The sequence below is a fragment of the Bacillus cereus group sp. MG16 genome (assembly GCF_040459875.1).
In the GTDB taxonomy this organism is placed as follows: Bacteria; Bacillota; Bacilli; order Bacillales; family Bacillaceae_G; genus Bacillus_A; species Bacillus_A paranthracis.
Genome location: NZ_JARVHE010000001.1, coordinates 4,850,648 through 4,870,777, shown reverse-complemented (window position 1 = coordinate 4,870,777; position 20,130 = coordinate 4,850,648). Strand labels below are relative to the sequence as shown.

Genomic DNA, 20,130 nt, shown 5'->3' with positions numbered 1-20,130 from the left:
TGAAAATGAACGCTTTATTTAAAAACCGAGCATTTATGCTCGTTATGGCGTCTGATATTTTACAACAATTTGCAATTTGGATTAGAAATATGGCCCTTTTGTATTTCATAATGGAGCGAACGAATAATGATCCAGTTTCCGTTTCATTGTTATCGGTTATGGAATATGCACCTATTTTTATTTTCTCGTTTATCGGTGGTGCGCTAGCTGATCGTTGGAATCCGAAAAGAACGATGGTTGCTGGAGATGTGTTAAGTGTACTATCTATTATAGGTATTGTCTTGTTGTTAAAACTGGATTATTGGCAGGCTATATTTTTTGCAACACTCATTTCCGCAATTGTAGGTCAGTTCTCTCAGCCATCATCTTCGCGTATATTTAAGCGCTACGTGAAAGAAGAACAGATAGCAAATGCGATTGCATTTAACCAAACATTACAGTCATTATTTTTGATCTTTGGACCAGTGGTAGGATCGCTTGTGTATACACAACTTGGTTTATTTACGTCGCTATATAGCTTAATCATTTTATTTTTGTTATCTGCTATCGCTCTTTCATTTTTACCGAAATGGGTTGAACAAGAGCAAGTGGCAAGAGATTCATTAAAAAATGATATAAAAGAGGGTTGGAAATACGTTCTTCATACGAAAAATTTACGTATGATTACAATTACTTTCACCATTATAGGCTTAGCTGTTGGATTAACAACGCCATTAGAAGTGTTTCTTGTAATAGAACGCCTTGGAATGGAAAAGGAAGCAGTTCAATATTTAGCTGCAGCTGATGGAATAGGTATGTTAATTGGTGGTATTGTTGCTGCGATTTTCGCTTCAAAAGTGAACCCGAAAAAGATGTTCGTATTCGGTATGGGCATATTAGCGATGTCATTTTTAGTAGAAGGGCTATCTACATCATTTTGGATTACTAGTTTCATGAGATTTGGAACAGGTATTTGTTTAGCCTGTGTTAATATCGTTGTCGGTACGCTTATGATTCAACTTGTACCAGAAAATATGGTTGGAAGAGTAAATGGAACAATTTTACCGCTGTTTATGGGAGCAATGTTAATTGGAACTTCAATAGCTGGAGGATTGAAGGAGCTGACCTCAATAGTTACAGTATTTTGTATAGCAATGGCACTTATTTTATTAGCAATAGGGCCAGTTCTACGCATGCAAATAAAGAAAGAAGATGTCACTAATAAAGAGGAACTAACAAATTCGTTAGCGTCGAAATAACTATTGTAAGGGAGCAGAAGTGCTCCCTTTTTCTTTGGCGAACTTTTGACAACTATATGAGCCAATTATATACTGATGATGTAAAAACGATTTTACAGGTTAGGAGAAATGGTGTGAAAAATCAAATCTATGAATTACGCACTGAAAATAATATTTCACAAGGCGCATTAGCTGATAAATGTAAGGTTTCTAGACAAACGATAAATGCAATTGAGAATAATAAATATGATCCAAGCTTAGCGTTAGCTTTTCGTTTAGCTGAAGTATTAGGAACAACTGTTGATAAACTATTTTTGTACAAGCAGTAGGGGGAGTAGTTGTTGGGGAAAGAAAAGATAAGCCTTTTCGTTACTATATTAGTTGCTATAGGTACGTTAGTGTATGCACTTTACTATTGGTTAACTGAACTTCAAGTAAACTGGTATGCACTATTTATTTGTAGCATCGCGTTACATTATCTATTTAAAAGTTTGGCATCACATAGCGTCGAAGGGGATACTGAGGAGAAAGAGGATTTAGAAAAACATGTATTAAAAACAAGTGCCAATGTTACATATTATGTACTCGTTGTATTAATTTTTGGCTTGTTTTTCGCATCGGTAGGGTTTAATAGATGGATTGATTTTCATAACATACCGCTTTTGTTTGCGTTATGTGCTGCGATAGTTGTAAAGCCGGCTGTTGAGTTTTTAATTGTAAGACGTTATAGATAAAAAAGATCCTCTTCTTGCATGAAGAGGATCTTTTTCTTATAGCGTTTTAGTTTTTGGACTAGGTGGTGTAACGGATGTATTATTTTCAGGGACCTTAGTTAATAAAAATCCACCGATAATAAACAACACAATAATACTAAGGACACCAGCGTTTGTTTTTCCCGTTAATTGCGTTGTAACACCGACTAATACTGGACCCATAATCGCGGCGAATTTGCCAAATATATTATAAAATCCAAAAAATTCATTTGCAGATTCTTTAGGTACTAGTTTTGCAAAATAGGAACGACTAAGTGCTTGAATCCCGCCCTGAGAAGTAGCAACTAGCATTGCTAAAATCCAGAAATCGAGTGTCGTTTTTAAGAAATAAGCATATGTGCAGATAATGATATAAATAATAATACCGACATATAGCATTTTTTTACCGGTAAATGTCTCCGATAGTTTTCCGTACAATAAAGCGAATGGACAAGCTACAATTTGTGTGACGAATAATATGATTAATAGATTTGTTGCACTAATGCCGAGATCTGTTCCATAAGCGGTGGACATAGTAATAATTGTATCGACCCCATCAATATAGAAAAAGTAAGCAATTAAGAACATAAAGACCGTTTTATATTCTTTAATATTTTTAAAAGTATCAGCAAGGCGTTTGAAGCTCATTGTAATTGGTCTTGGGTGACGTTCAATATAGTGCGTTTGTTCTACGTTTTTTAGCATTGGAATTGTAAATAATCCCCACCAAAGAGCTGTGATCGCAAATGAAATTTGACTAGCAATGCCAACTGATAAAGGGATAGTTCCTTTTTGAGCAAGAATGATAAGAGTGATACAACCGATAAATGGAATAGTACTCCCAATATAGCCTAAAGCGAAACCTCTCGTAGAAATTCGATCCATTCTATCTTCAGAAGTGACATCTACTAAAAATGCATCATAAAAAATATTTGCACCAGCAAAACCGACTAATGCGAGCATATAGCATCCTAGTAATAAGTACCACTGAGATGTTGGAACGACTGCTAGCATACTTGTAAATACGATACCGAGTCCAAAGAAGAATGTGAAAAATCGTTTTTTAAATCCTTTATAATCAGCAACTGTGCCGAGAATAGGAGCAAGTATAGAAATTAAAAGTGTTGCGAACGAGTTTGCATATCCCCAATATGCTGTTGAAGTTGCACCAGATAACCCGGCTTCTTTTGCAGCTGCTTTAAAGTAAATTGGGAATAATGCGGTTGTAATGACGAGCGAATATACGGAGTTCGCCCAATCGTATAATATCCAGCTTTTTTCTTGTCTGGACATTTTTTTCATATAATGTTCCCCCTCAAATTTGTTCTACTAACAGTGTACAAAAATAAAAATTATAAAAAGAGAAACAATGATGAATTTTACATAACTTTTACATATATACACAGTTCTTTACAATTGGAGTAAATCCTCTACAATTGATCCGTCTGTTTCACCTAAGTGTAAACCGAGTAGTCTAGCGATAGTTGGGCCTTCATCAATAAGTCTCATATACGGTATGGTAATGCCGCTTTTTATTCCTTTCCCGGCAGCTATAAAAATTGTTTCATAGTTAGGTTTTGTTGGAGAGTATCCATGCGTACCAAATGTATATTTTTTACTAGGCGTAACATCTTTTTCAGTAATTTCTTTTATAAAATCTCCTGTATAGTTTTCAGTGAAATAATACCCTTCTCGTGCTTCTAACATGAATAAACAATTGCCATCTGCACCGCATTCCTTCGCGTCCTCATCATGAAGTATAAATTCAATACCGTTTTGTTTATTTTGAAGCAGTTCTTCAAGGAGTAGTTGTATTTCTCGAATTGTATCGGTATCGTTTTTGTCTTTCACATATACATAGGCGGACCCATCGCAACTTTGGCAATAAGCATTCCAATCTACTAATTTTCCTTTTGAATTTATAGAGATAAGCCCTTTTTGATGAAATAGTACATTTAATTGAATGGCGTTGTTTTCACTTAAAGCGCTATGATCACCAAGAGCGATAATAGTGCTCTCTTCGTATAGTCCACTGTCTTTTAAAGCTTGAATAATTTTCCCTAGTCGCTCATCATGTCTATGAATTGCGGCTATTGTTTCTTTGGATTCAAAGCCGTGATAGTGTCTTTGGGTATCTAAATCGGTGAAATGTACAAACATGACATTAGGCTTTTTCGTCTGGATTGTATGCACAGCAGAAGCAAGTACGAAATCATCAAGTTCAGGTTGTGACAGTCCATTTCGTATATGACCGAAACGACGATTTAAATCTAATTGATATAGCGGGCTACCGCTAAATAATGAAACTAAAACTTGATTTTGCCACGGTCTATTTGGAAAGATTTCTGGTAAATTGTAATCAATATTTGCTCTGCCGGTAACAGGCCATAGAAGGGCAGCAGTCGTTAAATTTGCTTTATGTGCTTCATCATATAACGTTGTTCCTTGTATTGATTTTCGGTACCAATGCCAATCGGGTGATTCACGTCCAGGTTGAAGTAACGTATTGCTAACAACACCATGTTTATTAGGGTAATTACCAGTTACGATTGTTGAGTGACTTGGGTATGTTACAGAAGGATAAATTGGTTCTACTTTTTCGACAACCGTGCCCTTTTTGATTAGAGATTGGAAGTGAGGTAATTTTTGTAGTATAGGAAAATCTAAAGCTGATAAACAGTCGAATGATAAAATGATGACACGATTCGTTAATGCTTTATCCATAAAGTAATCCTCCTAATTATATAAAACCTATTACTATATATTACTATTAATACCTAGTAATAAAAATATGTTTTTAAATAAAATTTATTATTTATTTTCAGAAAAGTTAAACATATAATTAAGTATAAGGGAATGAATGAAAGGAGGGAATACTGTGGATCTGCTAGATGGATTTGGTATCTTTTACATCATTGGCGGAATTACGATTATTCTTGTATTTGCTATTTCGTATTTACTAAAAAAACGGTTTTCAGACAAGCAGTTTGATATTATATTTTCACTTAGTTTAATACTTCTTTGTTTAGCATCCTTTCCTGTTACAATGATGGTTATTGGTGGATGGGAAGGAATGGGGTATGGGTTTATTGGTTTCTTCGTCCTACTTGGTACACTTATTGGTATGATTGCACATCAACTTTTAAAAATATCACGAAAAAGCTACGTATAAAACTGTAAAAAATGAAAAGAATATATAAAAATAAGAAAATTCACTCTTGTTTTGAAGTGAAATTTATATTATGATATTCAACAAATTTATTTTGTTATAACGATGAAAAAGGACTAGTATATGTTCAACCTTTTTAGCAGAGAGAGAATCCGTCAGGCTGAAAGATTCTTAAAAAGACAACATGGAACCTACCTTTGCGTTCTGCATATGCAGCGGGAATTTCCCGTTATCAAAAAGAGAGCATGCGCAATTTTGTGCATGAATCAGGGTGGTAACGCCGGCAAAGCTCGGTCCCTATTTAGGGACGCGGGCTTTTTTGTATTTTCTAGAAGGAGGAAGACGGGCTATGGAAAAAGAACAAGTACAAGCGATTACGAAGATGGAAGAGGACTTTGCACAGTGGTACACAGATATTGTAAAAAAAGCAGAACTTGTTGATTATTCAAGTGTAAAAGGATGTATGATTCTACGCCCGTACGGCTATGCCTTATGGGAAAATATGCAGAAAGTTATGGATGAGAAGTTAAAAGCAACCGGTCATGAAAACGTGTATATGCCAATGTTTATCCCAGAGAGCTTATTACAAAAAGAGAAGGATCATGTAGAAGGATTTGCTCCTGAAGTAGCATGGGTGACACATGGGGGGGATGAAAAATTAGCAGAAAGACTTTGTATACGCCCTACATCTGAAACTTTATTCTGTGAGCACTTTTCAAAAATTGTGCAATCCTATAATGATTTGCCAAAGTTATATAATCAGTGGTGTTCAGTAGTTCGTTGGGAAAAGACAACGAGGCCATTTCTTCGCACAACGGAATTCTTATGGCAAGAGGGACATACAATTCATGAAACAGCAGAAGAATCTCAAGCTGAAACGTTAAATATTTTAAACCTATATGCTTCTTTCTGTGAAGACTACTTAGCGATACCAGTAATTAAAGGACAAAAAACAGAAAAAGAAAAATTTGCGGGAGCAAAGGCAACTTATACGATTGAAAGCTTAATGCATGATGGGAAAGCACTTCAAACAGGAACATCCCATAACTTTGGAACGAATTTCTCTGAAGCATTTGATATTAAATTTTTAGATCGTACCGGTAAGTGGCAATATGTACACCAAACATCTTGGGGCGTATCAACGAGAATGATAGGTGGACTGATTATGGTTCATAGTGATAATAATGGGCTTGTAATGCCTCCTAAAGTCGCACCAGTGCAAGTTGTTATTGTACCGATTGCTCAGCATAAAGAAGGTGTGTTAGAAAAGGCAACAGAATTACAAGGACGTATTCAAAACGTTGCACGAGTAAAAATAGATGCTAGCAATAAAACACCAGGTTGGAAATTTAATGAGTATGAAATGAAAGGTATTCCAATTCGATTAGAAGTTGGTCCGAAAGATATTGAAAAGAATCAAGTTGTACTCGTAAGAAGAGATACGAAGGGAAAAGAGTTTATAGCAATGGATCAATTAGAAGAACGCATTCCAGCACTACTTGAGGAAATTCATAAGTCTTTATTTAATAAAGCAAAAGTATTTCGTGATGAAAATACGTATAGTGTGACGAAGTTTGAAGAGATGAAAAAAGTAGCTGATGAAAAGCAAGGATTTATTAAGGCGATGTGGTGCGGGGAACTAGCTTGTGAAGAGAAATTAAAAGAAGAAGTCGGAGTATCTTCTCGCTGTATGCCTTTTGAGCAAGAGCATTTAGCTGACGAATGTATTTGTTGTGGTAAAGAAGCGAAACAAATGGTGTATTGGGGAAAAGCGTATTAATGCTCTTTTGGATAGGAAGGATGAAAAGGACTTTGGGCTGCATAATAAAATGCAATCCAAAGTCCTTTTTAGTTTTATAATTTGTTTCATGTATTTTTAAGATGGAATGATATGTTTTTATTTTGCGTTTTTACGGCGAATGAATAGTAACATACCAATTAGGAATGTTGAAAGTCCCATTAAAATAGATGCAGGATAATGTGTTGCAGTATTCGGTAACTTATCGCCTTGTTTTTTCGCGTTATCTTTTACGTTACCACCTTGAGAGTCAGTTTCTCCTTGAGAACTGCTATCGCCTTTAACACGGTTACCTCCATGAGAGTCATTTCCCCCTTGAGAACTGCTATCGCCTTTACCATGATTGTCGCCAGAGCCATTGCCATCAGAACCACTGCCATCAGAACCGTTGCCGTCAGAGCCATTGCCACCCGAACCGTTGCCACCCGAACCATTGCCACCCGAACCACTGCCATCAGAGCCATTGCCACTCGAACCGTTGCCACCAGAACCGTTACCGCCGGAACCGTTGCCACCAGAACCATTGCCACCCGAACCACTGCCATCAGAGCCATTGCCACCCGAACCGTTGCCACCCGAGCCGTTGCCACCAGAACCACTGCCATCAGAACCGTTGCCACCAGAACCATTGCCACCCGAACCACTGCCATCAGAACCGTTGCCACCAGAGCCACTGCCATCAGAACCATTGCCACCAGAACCACTGCCATCAGAACCGCTACCGCCGGAACCATTGCCACCAGAACCATTGCCATCAGAACCGTTGCCGCCAGAACCATTGCCACCCGAACCACTGCCACCAGAACCACTACCGCTGGAACCGTTGCCACCAGAACCATTGCCACCAGAACCACTATCGTCCTGAGAACCACCGTTTCCTGGTGGTTTATTATTATCTTTTGAGTTACCTTCTGCGAAATGATCGTTATTTTGTACAATCGCATTTGTTACTGGAGAGAAGTTTTCTGTTGCTGCATTACCAATATTTAAACCACTAAAAAAAGATAAAGAAAGAGTTGATGCTAAAATGAAAATTTTCGTCATTGATTTCCTCCTGAAAAATTAATATTCCATCTAAAATACATCCCTTTGTAATATTTCATAGGAAAAAGAGTTTTATACAAAAAAAACTATATATAGAAAAAGGTGGTGTATTTCTAAAGAGAGAAAAGAGCTAGTGTAAATTCTTTATAATAGTAGAGTAGTGGGAATTTCACACCCATTACAGTAGAGGAAGTGACAGCAGATGAAAGAGTATATTGCATTTGATATTGGTGGTACACACATTAAATATGGAATTGTTTCAGAAACAGGAACAGTACTAAAGCATAAAACAGTTCCAACAGAAATTCATTTGGGCGGAGAACAAATCATTCAAAAACTCATTCTTTTATCAAAAAAATTAATGGGGGAACATAAGGTTTGGGGAATTGGTATTAGTACGGCGGGAATTGTTGACGTTAATAAAGGGATTGTGACGGGAGGTGTGGATCATATTCCGGGCTATAGTATGATTCCTATTATGAATAGATTGCAAGATGTATTAAAAGTTCCTGTATCCATTGATAATGATGTGAATTGTGCAGCGTTTGGAGAAAAGTGGAATGGTAGTGGAAGAGAGAAAGGAAACTTTATTATGCTCACCCTTGGAACTGGTATTGGAGGAGCGATTTTTATAGATGGAGAGTTATATAGAGGGCATTCGTTTAGTGCTGGTGAGTGGGGAAATATGTTAATAGAAGGAAAAGCGTTTGAAGAGGTTGCTTCCGTTTCAGGGTTAATTCATCTTGTCCGAAAATATAAAGGAGAAGGTGATTGGAATGGGAAAACGATTTTCGAACTGTATGATGAAGGAGATAGGGAAGTTACGCAAGTAGTTGAGGTGTTCTTTAAACATTTAGCGATTGGAATTAGTAATCTTGCTTATATTTTTAATCCAGAAACAATTATTATTGGTGGAGGAATTACAGCTAGAGGAAATGAGTTTTTAAAAGAAGTAAAAGAAGAGGTTAGTAAATACTTAAATAAAGAGATTTATAGTAATTGTGAGATTGAACTTGCGCAAAACGGTAATTGTGCAGGAATGGTTGGTGCTATTTACCACTTCTTACATCATCATAAGTAAATTATATGAATGTTTTCATATAACTGAGAATTTATCCTTTTTATCACTAGGTAAATAATGCTACAATATAAGGGAAGAATACAATATTTTCCGATTTGGAAAATGCTTTGTAGAAAGGGAGAAACTGCATGCCTATTATTTTAGAAAAAGGTCAAAAGATCGATTTAACGAAAGGACAACCAAAAGTAGCAAAACTACAGGTTGGCTTAGGCTGGGATCCAATTGGGCAATCAGGTGGATTTCTGTCTTCATTATTTGGAAGTAAACCAAATGTAGATTGTGATGCATCTGTTGTTATGTTAGAAGGGGATCGTTTTTTAAATAAAAACGATTTAGTTTACTTCGGAAACAAGCTTTCTACTTGTGGTAGTATTATTCATTCAGGAGATAATTTAACAGGCGAAGGCGCTGGTGATGACGAAACAGTTTTCGTAGAATTACATAAAGTTCCGAGCCGTATTAATCGTTTAGTATTCGTTGTAAATATTTATGACTGTGTAAATCGTCGTCAAGATTTCGGGATGATTCGTAATGCATATATTCGTATTCAAAACCCGCAAACAGGCGAAGAATTAGCACGCTATAATTTATCGGATAATTATGCTGGCAAAACGACTCTAATTGCAGGTGAAATGTATCGCTACGGAAGTGAATGGAAGTTTTCAGCTGTTGGAGAAGGCACGCAAGATAAAAACTTAAGTGAGATTGTATCACGTTATCAATAATATAAACTGAGGAGGAATTGTATATGGCATCAATTTCATTGAAAAAAGGACAAAAGGTAGACTTAACAAAAACGAATCCAGGTCTTTCAAAAGTTCTTGTAGGACTTGGTTGGGATACGAATCGTTATGATGGACAAGCTGATTTTGATTTAGATGTTAGTATCTTTTTAGTAGGTGCTAACGGTAAAGTTTCAGGAGCAGAGGATTTTGTCTTCTATAATAACCCAAAAGGTGCGAATGGTGCTGTAGAGCATTTAGGAGATAACAGAACTGGCGAAGGTGAAGGCGATGACGAATCAATCAAAGTGGATTTGAAAAACGTACCTGCACATATTGAACGTATTTGCTTCACAATCACAATTTACGATGGAGAAGGACGCAACCAAAACTTTGGACAAGTTTCTAACTCTTTCGTACGTATTTTAGATGAAGAAAAGAATGCAGAATTAATTCGTTACGATTTAGGAGAAGATTTCTCTATTGAAACAGCGGTAGTAGTAGGTGAACTATACCGTCATGCAGGTGAATGGAAGTTCAATGCAATCGGAAGTGGATTCCAAGGTGGATTAGCGTCTCTATGTAATAATTTCGGTTTAGATGTAGAGTAATAGATTGATATATCCATCGGTAAAACAGATGTTTACTGATGGATATATTTTTTAAGATAAAAATATAGAGGTGAACATAAATGGCTATTCAGTTACAAAAAGGACAGAAGATTGATTTAGGTAAGACAAGCCCTGGTTTAACAAAGGCGGTAATTGGTCTTGGGTGGGATATTAAGTCTTATGATGGTGGAGCTGATTTCGATTTAGATGCATCTGCCTTTTTATTAGATGTGAACGGAAAATGTACGAAGGAAACTGATTTTATCTTCTATAACAATTTACAGTCTCCTTGTGGATCTGTTCTACATACAGGAGATAATCGTACAGGTGAAGGTGAAGGCGACGATGAGCAACTTGTTGTAGATTTGAAGAAAGTTCCAGCAGATGTGCACAAAATTGCTATTACAGTTACGATTTATGATGCGGAAGGCCGTAGTCAAAACTTTGGACAAGTAGGAAATGCGTTCGTTCGTTTAGCGAATGAAGAAACGAATGAAGAAGTTCTTCGTTTTGATTTAGGTGAAGATTTCTCCATTGAAACAGCAGTTGTCTTTTGTGAATTATACCGTCATAATGGACAGTGGAAGTTTAATGCAGTAGGAAGTGGATTCCAAGGTGGTTTAGGTGCGCTTGTAAGAGCGTATGGCTTGGATGCATAGAAAGGAAACGACATTCGTTTCCTTTTTTTGACCTTTCTATAAATCTAGCAAAGAATAGGGGATATAGGTAAGATGAGTATTTTGCAAGGAATCCTTGATACGTATGCTCAATTTTTCGATTTGGACATGTGGATTAAAGTGTTGCAGGATCCAGTATCTTGGGGATTAATAGGTACACTTGTTGTACTTGAAGGATTGTTATCTGCTGATAACGCACTTGTATTAGCGGTAATGGTAAAACACCTTCCGGAAGAAAAACGTAAAAAAGCATTATTCTATGGACTTATTGGAGCTTATGTATTTCGATTTATCGCAATTGGAATTGGAATGTTCTTAATTAAATTAGCATGGGTAAAAGTGTTAGGTGCACTTTACTTAGCATGGCTTTCAGTTAAATACTTTATTGATAAACGAAAAGGTAATGCAGAAGAAGAGGAAGCTCATGGTATGAACCAAAACAGTATTCTCTTCAGAATGTTTGGTGTCTTCTGGGGAACAGTTGCGATGGTTGAATTAATGGATATCGCATTCTCTGTAGATAGCGTACTTGCTGCATTTGGTGTATCAAATGAAGTTTGGATTCTATTATTAGGTGGAATGCTCGGTATTTTAATGATGCGTGGTATCGCTGGTGTATTCTTAAAGTTGTTAGAGCGTATTCCAGAACTTGAAACGACAGCATATATTTTAATCTTAATTATCGCAGCAAAAATGTTATTGTCTGTTATTCATATTGAAATAAGCCATACAGTGTTCTTCATTATTTTAGTTGTAGCATTTGGAGCAACATTTATACTTCACTACATGAAGAATTCTGGACAAGCTAAAGAAGAAGTTGCAGCTACTAAGGAAGACAATAAATAATTGAAATGGGTTTGCTCGTTTTACGAGCGCCCATTTTTTATAACCAAAAATAGTTTATAATAGAAGAAAGACTTAGAAAAAACGTAAATGTTTTTGGAGGTGAACTGTTGTGTTTTCACGTTTTACACTTCAACCATATGCATTAAAAGATGAATCAGATGTAAAGCAATTTGAAACACTTTTAGAAAAACGTCCACAATATGAGCTGACAGAGAATGAGATGAAATTTAGTTATATAGCATGTCGAATCCTTGGCGTTCCTAATGATGTAGATGAATATTTTAATGAGCTGTTTGATTATAGTGAAGCGAAAGGGATCGAAGTTTTACATGAACAAAATTTAAACAAAGTGATTGATTCGGAAAAACTTCGTCACATTCAAGAAGTGTTCGGATTACATCAAGAAGCACCGAATGGTCTGACAGTAAATAGGCTAGTGGCACACTTATCTGGGAAACAACTTTTGCCGAAAGTAGACAATCCTGATTTACAACATTATATACATACAACATTTATTTCTGTATTGAAATTATATGAGAAACAACATAATCAATCTTTAAAGACAGAAGGCTTCCGTCGTTTCTTAATCGACATGATTAAATTAAGCGAAAATTACGTAGCGAAGTGGTTCTCTACGATTAACTATAGGAAACAAATGCCGCGTATCGTTTGGTACGGTGATGCACAAGAAAGCCGTATATATTTCTTATATTTTCTTATTATGCTCGGCTGCGATGTACTTTATTATCATCCAGAAGGAAAAGATGGATTTGAGAATGTTGATGAAGAAGGAAGAACTTTTATTGTGTCTCATCCAGGTCGCATTTCTCTTGAACCATTTCCAGACCGCCGTCGCGAGCGTGTGGCAACAGTAGCGTATCAAGCTTCAAAAGAAATTGAGCAAGTACTTCACCACGATAATTCACTGCTGTACAAGCCGTGGCAATTTCGTTCCTATACGCCTGTAGCTCGTACATTAAAAACAACATACGATGAACTCTTTTTAATTACGAAGGAAAAGGCGTTCGTACGCCCGACATTCTTTGTTGAAAATAAACACATTTATATTCCATCTCTATTTGCGAAAATATCAGGTGTTTCAAAGAATGATAAAGAGTATTTTCAACGATTAAAGGCTGTTACATCATTTGATAATAGTTTATTAATTAATACATTTCCGTTTACGAAAGAACAGAAAGCAAATTTCCAATATCATTACCGAGACGCGTTAGACCGCGGGGGGAAATTACATCCAGATTTAATTATGAATAGTCATTGGTGGCCGCATAAACGATTGCCAGAAGGATTACAACATGGTATTGCAGAGGCAATCATCCATACGTGTGAAAGTGAAATGTGTAAACCAATTGCAAAAGAGACGAAACAAGATGTAGCGCTATATGTTTTTGCACAACTTTCTCAAATACCACCGAATATTTTAGAGCAGCTTGAGAAATTTGATTATTCACAAGATGTACCAAAAATTGTTATATTTAATAATGAGAAGAGTGGAGAATTGACTCGTTCTGATGCTGTTTTATTACTATTTTTAAATCAAATAGGAGTAGATGTATTCCACTTCAATCCAACAGGAAGAAACGACATTGAACCGTATATTGAAGCGGAGGCATTTGATTCACATTGGCTTGAAGAAGTTAATTTCGATCTTGAGTTTCATGGTTCATCAGCCTATAAAAATTTATCACAAACAATAAAAGGACTATTTCGTCCATTTTTATAAGGAAAGGGAGAATACCATATGAATAACCCAGTCGTACTAGATTCGAAAACAGAATTAAATGAGCAAACAGCACAAGATGTTCGCTTGCAGCTTAGACAGGATGCGGATGTACAACGTATTTATAATGCGGTAGATATTAAAGATCAATTAGAATTAATTGAACTTGGAAAAGAACCTTCTATGGAAATTTCACGTTTTGCTGATCAAATTTTACATACAATGTCATTATCAAAAATAGAAGATTCGGGTGAATTATTAAAACAACTTGGTAAAATTATGGACCGATTCGATAGTAAAGACTTTGCGGAAGAGAAAAGTGGTTTCTTCTCACGTATGTTCAAAAAAGCGGATAAAATGATTGAACAAATCTTTAGCAAGTATCAAACGATGGGCCGTGAAATTGACAAGGTGTATGTGGAAATTACGAAGTATCAAGATGAAATGAAAAAATCAATTGGTACGTTAGATGGTTTATATGAGCAAAACTTAAAATATTATTTAGACTTAGAAAAATACGTAGTAGCAGGAGAAATGTTATTAGAGCGTTTAAATACAGAGTTAGTTCCGATGTATGAAGAGCGTGTAAGTAATAATGATCAATTAGCAGGTATTGAATTAGAGTCGCTTAAAAACTCTGTTGAAATTTTAGAACAACGTATCGATGATTTAGAAAAAGCACGTATGGTCGCGTTACTGACAGCACCACAAATTCGTATGATTCAACGTGGTAATAATAAATTAATTGGTAAAATCAATACAGCATTTATTACGACGATTCCTATCTTTAAAAATGGTATCATTCAAGCGGTAAATGCGAAGCGTCAAAAGCTTGTTGCAGATTCTATGGCTGAACTTGATCGCCGTACAAATGAATTACTGAAGAAAAATGCACAAAATATCGCGACGCAAAGTGTGGAAGTAGCGAGGTTATCAGGTTCTTCTAGTATTAAGATGGAAACGCTTGAGGAAACTTGGAACATTATTTCAAGAGGTATGCAAGAAACACAACAAATTGAAGAGCAAAACAAACGTGAGCGTGAAGAAAGTCGCAAACGTATGGCTACATTAACTGAGAACATTAAAAAAGAATTACAAGGATAAAGTGAAACTTTAATCAGTGGGGTTTTGTTCATTCCCGCTGATTATTAGCCTTCACCGATCGGATGTTTACTGCCCGGTGAATAGTGGGATAAATGAAAAGGCAATGAGGAATAGTCCTCATTGCCTTTTAGTTTTTCTTCGCTAATTTAATGATTTCATTCACAACAAGCGGAATGATACTTAATAAGAGAACAAATCCCCAATCTCGCAGCGTTAATGCATGCACACCGAATATATTTGCAAGGGGCGGGATGGAGATGATACAAACTTGCATAAGAACACCGATAAGAAGGGAGAAGACTAAATATTTATTTGTAAAAATCCCAATTGAAAAAATTGATTTCGTTCTTGAACGCAAGTTAAATGAATGAACGAGCTGAGAAAAACTAAGAACGACAAATGCCATCGTTTGAGCGTGTAATAGAGCGTCCTCATCAATTCGCTCTGGGAAAAGAGGGAATAAATTTGTATCTCCAGTATAGAACTTTGCTCCGGCAATAAAGGCTATTAGCGTTAAAAGTCCAATGACAACCCCATTGAAAATAAGGAAAGGAACGCTACCACTAAATAAGCTTTCTTTCGCATGTCGCGGTTTTTCCTTCATCACATCAGGATCTTCAGGATCAACCCCAAGTGATAATACAGGCAGCGTATCTGTAATTAAATTTACCCACAAAATGTGAATAGGTCGTAGTGGTGTTGCCCAGCCGAGTAAAATGGCTAAAAATAAAGTGATAATTTCTCCGAAGTTACAAGAGAGTAGGAAGAGAATTGATTTTTTTATGTTACGATAAATGTTTCTACCTTCCTCAACAGCTTTCACGATAGATGAGAAATTATCATCCGTTAATACGACATCCGCTGCCCCTTTTGCAACGTCTGTTCCTGTAATGCCCATCGCTACGCCAACATCTGCTTGTTTTAAAGATGGAGCGTCATTGACGCCATCACCAGTCATAGAAACGATATTGCCTTTTGCACGTAATGCTTTTACAATCTTTACTTTATGTTCTGGAGAGACTCTAGCAAATACATGTAAGTGATCAATTTTGCTTGCTAGTTCTGTATCTGAAATGTTATCTAATTCAGTTCCAATCATCACTTCAGATGTTTCTTTAGCGATGCCAAGTTCTTTGGCAATTGCAAAGGCGGTATCTTTATGGTCACCAGTAATCATAACTGTGCGAATACCGGCTTTTTTACATTCTGTAATTGAATCTTTTACTTCAGTTCGCGGTGGATCAATCATACCGACAAGCCCAATAAAGATGAGATTTTCTTCGAGATGATCTATATCCACATCGTTTGAATTGTATGGTTTAAATGCGAATGAAAGTACTCTTAAAGCTTCTTGAGACATTGTCCCGGCAGCTTCTAATATTTGATCTTTATCAGAATCTGTTAGAACCTCGATTTTACCGTTTTTAAATATGTGGGTACATAGAGGTAAGAGTTTATCGATAGCACCTTTCGTCATGCTATAGTAGCTTTTATCGTATGTATGCACGGTTGACATCATTTTACGATCTGAATCGAAAGGTAGCTCATTAACACGTTCATGTATTTTTTCTAAATGATCTTTTTGTATGTTAAAAGTGCTTCCGGCAACGAGAAGAGCAATTTCAGTCGGGTCCCCTGTTTGTGATTCATTGTTGTAAGACGCATCATTACATAGCACCATATTTTCTAACAATAGACGTTGTGCATCATTATTTACATTTAAACTTTCTAAGTGATCGTATGTGTTATCACTATAAAAGTGAGTAACGGTCATTTTATTTTGTGTTAACGTACCTGTTTTATCTGAACAAATAATTGTAACAGAACCGAGGGCTTCAACAGCTGGTAGCTTCCGAATGATAACATTTTGTTTAATCATACGCTGCACACCAATTGCAAGAACGATGGAAACGATAGCTGGCAAACCTTCTGGAATAGCTGCAACAGCTAAACTAATAGCAGTCATAAACATTTCTAACGTATCCCGGCCTTGGAAAAAGCCGATGAGAAACATAACGATACAAATCGCTACAGCGACAAATCCTAAATATTTTCCGACTTGTGCTAAGCTTTTTTGAAGTGGTGTCATATCATCGTCTGCTTCATGTAAAAGGGTTGCAATCTTACCAATTTGTGATTTCATACCAGTTTCAACAGCAACACCGACGCCTCTTCCATATGTTACAAGGGTAGACATGAAGGCCATGTTTGTTTGATCACCGAGTGGTACTTGTTCATCACTTTGCATGGAAGGGTGGTAGATTGCCTCTTTATCAACAGGGACAGATTCACCAGTTAGAGCAGATTCTTCAACTTTTAAATTTGCGGTTTCGATCAGGCGTAAATCGCATGGGATATATCGTCCGGCGTCGAGCATAACGATATCACCTGGAACGACGTGCTCAGATGGAATTTCTTTTAGTTCACCATCTCGCTTGACGATAGCTTTAGGTGTCGCCATCTTTTTCAATGCCTCTAAAGCTTGTTCTGCTTTCGATTCTTGGATGACACCGATAACAGCATTTAAAACTACAACGAGTGCAATAATACTTGCATCAGCCCATTCACCTACAAAGGCTGAAATAAGAGCAGCAATAATAAGGACATATACGAGGACGTCATTAATTTGGGCGAAAATACGTTGCCATAAAGTGCGTTTTTGTTTTGTAGCTAATTCATTAAAACCATATTGCTTTAAACGTTCACTTGCAATTTCTTCTGTTAAACCGTGTTGTTCATTTGTTTCTAAGTCGATTAATGTTTGATCTTTCGTCTTACTGTACCAATTGCTCATAAGTAAGCACCTCCAGTAAAAACAGTTAGCAATGGTAGTGTTGCTATTATTTGTGAGTAGTATGTATGGAGAAAAAATCTAAGGTGAGGTTCTACTTCTATTGTACAATATTTTACGGTTGCTTGAGGGAAAGAGAAGAGTTGTCATGAATTTGTTGGAAATAAAAAAGAGCCTCATAAACGAGGCTCCTTTACTTTTTAATTAATGTACCTAATTCTTCTGTAATAGCTTGCATTTCACTAATGCTGAATGTTTCACGTTTCATAACATGCTCATAAATGTCACGTAAGTCTTCGTACATTTCTTCATTAAAGCTAGCAGCTCTCATCGCTCCAGCATTAACCATACGTAATTTTTCTTTAATAGCTTCGACCATATATTCAACGTTTTCTTCTGACTTTACGGATAAATCCACCGAAGTGTCCCCCTTTAAAATAACATAAGGCTATCTTAACATTTTTTATCATTTTCGTTAATGAATCTTTTCAATCCTATTAAATTAGTAGGGATTTCCTTTATATTTAATAATTGGTTGTTTATACTATAAGTATATATAAAGAAATGCACCAAGAAAGGAAGAAACAAAAATATGGTTCAAGTATTGTTTGTTTGTCTTGGGAACATTTGCCGTTCTCCAATGGCAGAAGCGATTTTTCGAGATCTTGTCGTAAAAGAGGGACTCGAAGAGAAAATTGTCATTGATTCTGCAGGAACTGGAGATTGGCATGTTGGCCATCCGCCACATAAAGGAACACAAAAAATTTTAAAAGAAAATGCAGTCACTTTTGAAGGAATTAAAGCAAGGCAAGTAGAAAAAGAAGACTTAACAAAGTTTGATTATATTATTGCCATGGACAACAAGAATATAGCAGATTTAAAAAGTTTAGGTAAAACTGGAGGCTATATTGGTAGGCTGTCCGATTTTGTTCCAGACGGTGGCTGGACAGACGTTCCCGACCCTTACTATACAGGGAATTTCCAAGAAGTATATGACCTTGTAACAGAAGGGTGTGCAAAGCTATTAGCTTTCATTCGAAAAGAACAAGGAATATGAGGAAGCTTAGAAAGAAATACTTTCTAACATAAGAAATGAAAGGGTGAAGGAATATGGCAAAGAAAAATAATATTGCTCGAAACATTGCGATTGGTGTAGCTGCAGGTGTAGCTGTATCTATGTTGAAGAAAGAAAACCGTGAAAAAGTAAAAAATACTGCAGAAAAAGCAAAAACAAAGATGATTGAAATTGGTGAAAATGCAAAGATCAAAGAAAAAGTGCAAACTGTTACAGATAAAGGACGCGAACTTGCTGATTTAAATGTAGTGAAAGCAAAAGTAGCAGAAATTAAAAAATTGACGCCGTCTGTTGTAGAGACGTTAAAAGAAACGAAAGAAATTTTTAGTAAGAAAAAGGTTGAGCCAGCAGAGAAGCCAGAAACGATTGAAATTCAAGCTGTTTCTCCAAAAGTAGATGAACTGAAAGCAGAAGAAGAGCCGGTAGTTGCTGAAGATGGCGGTATGAAAGAAGCGCGTGAACTATTTATGAAAGACTCCAATGTAGAGGAAAAAAAAACTGAAGCGTACATTGAGTTGAAGCAAGATAAAGAAGAGAAGAAAAGCGTTTAAACATATATGAGAAAAATTTTAGAAAAGGTGAGAAGAAATCGTACTTATTCGTTTGGTAAAGATTTATATGACCGAACGATGCGCGATGATGTAGCGGGCTTGGCAGCACAGCTCGCTTATTTCTTCTTGCTTGCGATTTTTCCTGGGCTTGTTTTCTTAATTACGCTTCTTGGATTCATTGACCTTCAAACAGAAAGTGTGCTCAACTTATTAGAACCGTACGTACCCGAAGATGCAATGTCTTTAATTGAAGTAAACGTTGATAAAGTTGTAAATGAGCAAAATGGTGGTTTATTATCATTTGGTTTATTATCAATGCTATGGTTTGCTTCAAATGGTGTAAATGCGGTGATGAATGCTTTTAACCGTGCGTATGATGTAACAGAAACACGTTCTTTTATTAAAACGAGGGCGTTATCAATTGTATTTACATTAGCGATTATTTTTATGATTGTGTTTGCACTAATTGTTCCAGTGTTTGGACAAGTCATTGGGGCAGCTGTATTTAAAGCAATTGGTTTATCGGATAGTTTTTCTTACGTGTGGAGTATTACGCGTTTAGTAGCGAGTTTCTTCGTGTTATTTGCATTGTTTAGTTTTTTATATACATTTGCACCAGATCGAAAATTAAAAAGAAGAGAAGTCATTTCAGGAGCAACATTTGCTACTGTAGGATGGATTGTGGTATCGTACTCATTTGCTTATTATGTAGATAAGTTTGCGAATTACGCCAATACATATGGTGGTCTCGGTGGTATTATTATTTTAATGTTATGGTTTTACTTAACTGGATGGGTAATTTTACTTGGCGGTGAAATTAATGGTTTACTCCATCATTATAGGACGGGTGACAATAATTCCCGTAATGAAAAGTGACTTCTTGTTCCATAATAATAAGGAACAGGGGGGATATTTCATGAGTAATAATAAAAAGAATCACAACAATAAAAATAA

General features: G+C 36.3%; 20 protein-coding genes and 1 other annotated feature. Of the genes, 15 read left to right on the top strand and 5 right to left on the bottom strand.

Annotation, left to right across the window (positions count from 1 at the left end; genetic code table 11):
* Positions 1–5: 5 nt before the first annotated feature.
* From QCI73_RS25345 to QCI73_RS25335, 3 genes are read left to right on the top strand one after another with little or no spacing between them, the layout of a single operon-like run.
* Positions 6–1,238: an MFS transporter gene (locus QCI73_RS25345; RefSeq protein WP_353823971.1), complete on the top strand. Its 1,233-nt coding sequence runs from the start codon at positions 6–8 to the stop codon at positions 1,236–1,238.
* A gap of 56 nt (positions 1,239–1,294) precedes the next feature.
* Positions 1,295–1,546, top strand: a complete 252-nt coding sequence (locus tag QCI73_RS25340; protein WP_001996603.1) for a helix-turn-helix transcriptional regulator — start codon at positions 1,295–1,297, stop codon at positions 1,544–1,546.
* A 12-nt stretch (positions 1,547–1,558) separates the two neighbouring features.
* Positions 1,559–1,951, top strand: a complete 393-nt coding sequence (locus QCI73_RS25335) for a hypothetical protein (protein ID WP_000514011.1) — start codon at positions 1,559–1,561, stop codon at positions 1,949–1,951.
* A gap of 36 nt (positions 1,952–1,987) precedes the next feature.
* Here QCI73_RS25335 and QCI73_RS25330 read toward each other — a convergent pair whose 3' ends face one another.
* Complete coding sequence (locus QCI73_RS25330) at positions 1,988–3,271, bottom strand: MFS transporter (RefSeq protein WP_262724585.1); 1,284 nt, start codon at positions 3,269–3,271, stop codon at positions 1,988–1,990.
* Between the two features lie 108 nt (positions 3,272–3,379).
* Positions 3,380–4,693 carry an alkaline phosphatase family protein gene (locus QCI73_RS25325; protein WP_353823970.1) on the bottom strand — a complete coding sequence of 438 codons (1,314 nt, stop codon included), beginning with the start codon at positions 4,691–4,693 and terminating at the stop codon, positions 3,380–3,382.
* Positions 4,694–4,847: 154 nt separating this feature from the next.
* Here QCI73_RS25325 and QCI73_RS25320 point away from each other — a divergent pair, with 154 nt between their 5' ends.
* Positions 4,848–5,141 carry a YesK-like family protein gene (locus tag QCI73_RS25320; RefSeq protein ID WP_353823969.1) on the top strand — a complete coding sequence of 98 codons (294 nt, stop codon included), beginning with the start codon at positions 4,848–4,850 and terminating at the stop codon, positions 5,139–5,141.
* Between the two features lie 93 nt (positions 5,142–5,234).
* Positions 5,235–5,440, top strand: a binding site (T-box leader).
* A gap of 47 nt (positions 5,441–5,487) precedes the next feature.
* On the top strand, positions 5,488–6,918 hold the full coding sequence (proS, locus tag QCI73_RS25315; RefSeq protein WP_353823968.1) for a proline--tRNA ligase: 1,431 nt from the start codon (positions 5,488–5,490) through the stop codon (positions 6,916–6,918).
* A gap of 117 nt (positions 6,919–7,035) precedes the next feature.
* On the opposite strand, the gene QCI73_RS25310 is transcribed toward proS, so the two are convergent.
* Entirely contained in the window at positions 7,036–7,980 is a 945-nt protein-coding gene (locus QCI73_RS25310; RefSeq protein ID WP_353823967.1) for an LPXTG cell wall anchor domain-containing protein, read from the bottom strand.
* Positions 7,981–8,182: 202 nt separating this feature from the next.
* Between QCI73_RS25310 and QCI73_RS25305 the strand changes: the two genes are divergently transcribed.
* The 7 genes from QCI73_RS25305 to QCI73_RS25275 all read left to right on the top strand — a co-directional run bounded on the left by QCI73_RS25305 (position 8,183) and on the right by QCI73_RS25275 (position 14,759).
* Positions 8,183–9,061: an ROK family protein gene (locus tag QCI73_RS25305; RefSeq protein WP_327923712.1), complete on the top strand. Its 879-nt coding sequence runs from the start codon at positions 8,183–8,185 to the stop codon at positions 9,059–9,061.
* A 128-nt stretch (positions 9,062–9,189) separates the two neighbouring features.
* Positions 9,190–9,786 carry a TerD family protein gene (locus QCI73_RS25300; RefSeq protein WP_001121591.1) on the top strand — a complete coding sequence of 199 codons (597 nt, stop codon included), beginning with the start codon at positions 9,190–9,192 and terminating at the stop codon, positions 9,784–9,786.
* A gap of 23 nt (positions 9,787–9,809) precedes the next feature.
* Positions 9,810–10,394, top strand: a complete 585-nt coding sequence (locus tag QCI73_RS25295; protein ID WP_353823966.1) for a TerD family protein — start codon at positions 9,810–9,812, stop codon at positions 10,392–10,394.
* 80 nt (positions 10,395–10,474) lie between these two features.
* Positions 10,475–11,053, top strand: a complete 579-nt coding sequence (locus QCI73_RS25290; RefSeq protein ID WP_001007531.1) for a TerD family protein — start codon at positions 10,475–10,477, stop codon at positions 11,051–11,053.
* Between the two features lie 72 nt (positions 11,054–11,125).
* The gene (locus QCI73_RS25285; protein ID WP_000025694.1) at positions 11,126–11,917 is read left to right on the top strand and encodes a TerC family protein; all 792 of its coding nucleotides are present in this window, start codon (positions 11,126–11,128) and stop codon (positions 11,915–11,917) included.
* Positions 11,918–12,026: 109 nt separating this feature from the next.
* Positions 12,027–13,658, top strand: coding sequence for a YceG family protein (locus tag QCI73_RS25280; RefSeq protein WP_353823965.1), 1,632 nt, complete (start codon positions 12,027–12,029; stop codon positions 13,656–13,658).
* 18 nt (positions 13,659–13,676) lie between these two features.
* A complete protein-coding gene (locus QCI73_RS25275; RefSeq protein ID WP_353823964.1) occupies positions 13,677–14,759 on the top strand; it encodes a toxic anion resistance protein in 1,083 nt (360 codons plus the stop codon).
* A gap of 127 nt (positions 14,760–14,886) precedes the next feature.
* Here QCI73_RS25275 and QCI73_RS25270 read toward each other — a convergent pair whose 3' ends face one another.
* Both QCI73_RS25270 and QCI73_RS25265 read right to left on the bottom strand, forming a co-directional pair.
* Complete coding sequence (locus QCI73_RS25270; RefSeq protein WP_353823963.1) at positions 14,887–17,553, bottom strand: cation-translocating P-type ATPase; 2,667 nt, start codon at positions 17,551–17,553, stop codon at positions 14,887–14,889.
* Between the two features lie 190 nt (positions 17,554–17,743).
* The gene (locus tag QCI73_RS25265; RefSeq protein WP_000366197.1) at positions 17,744–17,968 is read right to left on the bottom strand and encodes a DUF1128 domain-containing protein; all 225 of its coding nucleotides are present in this window, start codon (positions 17,966–17,968) and stop codon (positions 17,744–17,746) included.
* Between the two features lie 174 nt (positions 17,969–18,142).
* On the opposite strand from QCI73_RS25265, the gene QCI73_RS25260 reads away from it, so the two are divergent.
* Genes QCI73_RS25260 through QCI73_RS25250 form a run of 3 tightly spaced genes read left to right on the top strand, consistent with a single transcriptional unit; the run spans position 18,143 to position 20,052 of the window.
* Positions 18,143–18,607: a low molecular weight protein-tyrosine-phosphatase gene (locus tag QCI73_RS25260; RefSeq protein ID WP_000250909.1), complete on the top strand. Its 465-nt coding sequence runs from the start codon at positions 18,143–18,145 to the stop codon at positions 18,605–18,607.
* A 53-nt stretch (positions 18,608–18,660) separates the two neighbouring features.
* Positions 18,661–19,176, top strand: a complete 516-nt coding sequence (locus tag QCI73_RS25255) for a DUF4075 domain-containing protein (protein WP_001085393.1) — start codon at positions 18,661–18,663, stop codon at positions 19,174–19,176.
* 6 nt (positions 19,177–19,182) lie between these two features.
* Complete coding sequence (locus tag QCI73_RS25250; protein ID WP_001226530.1) at positions 19,183–20,052, top strand: YihY/virulence factor BrkB family protein; 870 nt, start codon at positions 19,183–19,185, stop codon at positions 20,050–20,052.
* The last annotated feature ends 78 nt before the right edge of the window (positions 20,053–20,130 follow it).

Coding starts and splice junctions, on each gene's coding strand:
- QCI73_RS25345 (WP_353823971.1), top strand. CDS start 6: ATGAACGCTTTATTTAAAAACCGAGCATTTATGCTCGTTATGGCGTCT.
- QCI73_RS25340 (WP_001996603.1), top strand. CDS start 1,295: ATGAGCCAATTATATACTGATGATGTAAAAACGATTTTACAGGTTAGG.
- QCI73_RS25330 (WP_262724585.1), bottom strand. CDS start 3,271: ATGAAAAAAATGTCCAGACAAGAAAAAAGCTGGATATTATACGATTGG.
- QCI73_RS25325 (WP_353823970.1), bottom strand. CDS start 4,693: ATGGATAAAGCATTAACGAATCGTGTCATCATTTTATCATTCGACTGT.
- proS (WP_353823968.1), top strand. CDS start 5,488: ATGGAAAAAGAACAAGTACAAGCGATTACGAAGATGGAAGAGGACTTT.
- QCI73_RS25310 (WP_353823967.1), bottom strand. CDS start 7,980: ATGACGAAAATTTTCATTTTAGCATCAACTCTTTCTTTATCTTTTTTT.
- QCI73_RS25305 (WP_327923712.1), top strand. CDS start 8,183: ATGAAAGAGTATATTGCATTTGATATTGGTGGTACACACATTAAATAT.
- QCI73_RS25300 (WP_001121591.1), top strand. CDS start 9,190: ATGCCTATTATTTTAGAAAAAGGTCAAAAGATCGATTTAACGAAAGGA.
- QCI73_RS25295 (WP_353823966.1), top strand. CDS start 9,810: ATGGCATCAATTTCATTGAAAAAAGGACAAAAGGTAGACTTAACAAAA.
- QCI73_RS25290 (WP_001007531.1), top strand. CDS start 10,475: ATGGCTATTCAGTTACAAAAAGGACAGAAGATTGATTTAGGTAAGACA.
- QCI73_RS25285 (WP_000025694.1), top strand. CDS start 11,126: ATGAGTATTTTGCAAGGAATCCTTGATACGTATGCTCAATTTTTCGAT.
- QCI73_RS25275 (WP_353823964.1), top strand. CDS start 13,677: ATGAATAACCCAGTCGTACTAGATTCGAAAACAGAATTAAATGAGCAA.
- QCI73_RS25270 (WP_353823963.1), bottom strand. CDS start 17,553: ATGAGCAATTGGTACAGTAAGACGAAAGATCAAACATTAATCGACTTA.
- QCI73_RS25260 (WP_000250909.1), top strand. CDS start 18,143: ATGGTTCAAGTATTGTTTGTTTGTCTTGGGAACATTTGCCGTTCTCCA.
- QCI73_RS25255 (WP_001085393.1), top strand. CDS start 18,661: ATGGCAAAGAAAAATAATATTGCTCGAAACATTGCGATTGGTGTAGCT.
- QCI73_RS25250 (WP_001226530.1), top strand. CDS start 19,183: ATGAGAAAAATTTTAGAAAAGGTGAGAAGAAATCGTACTTATTCGTTT.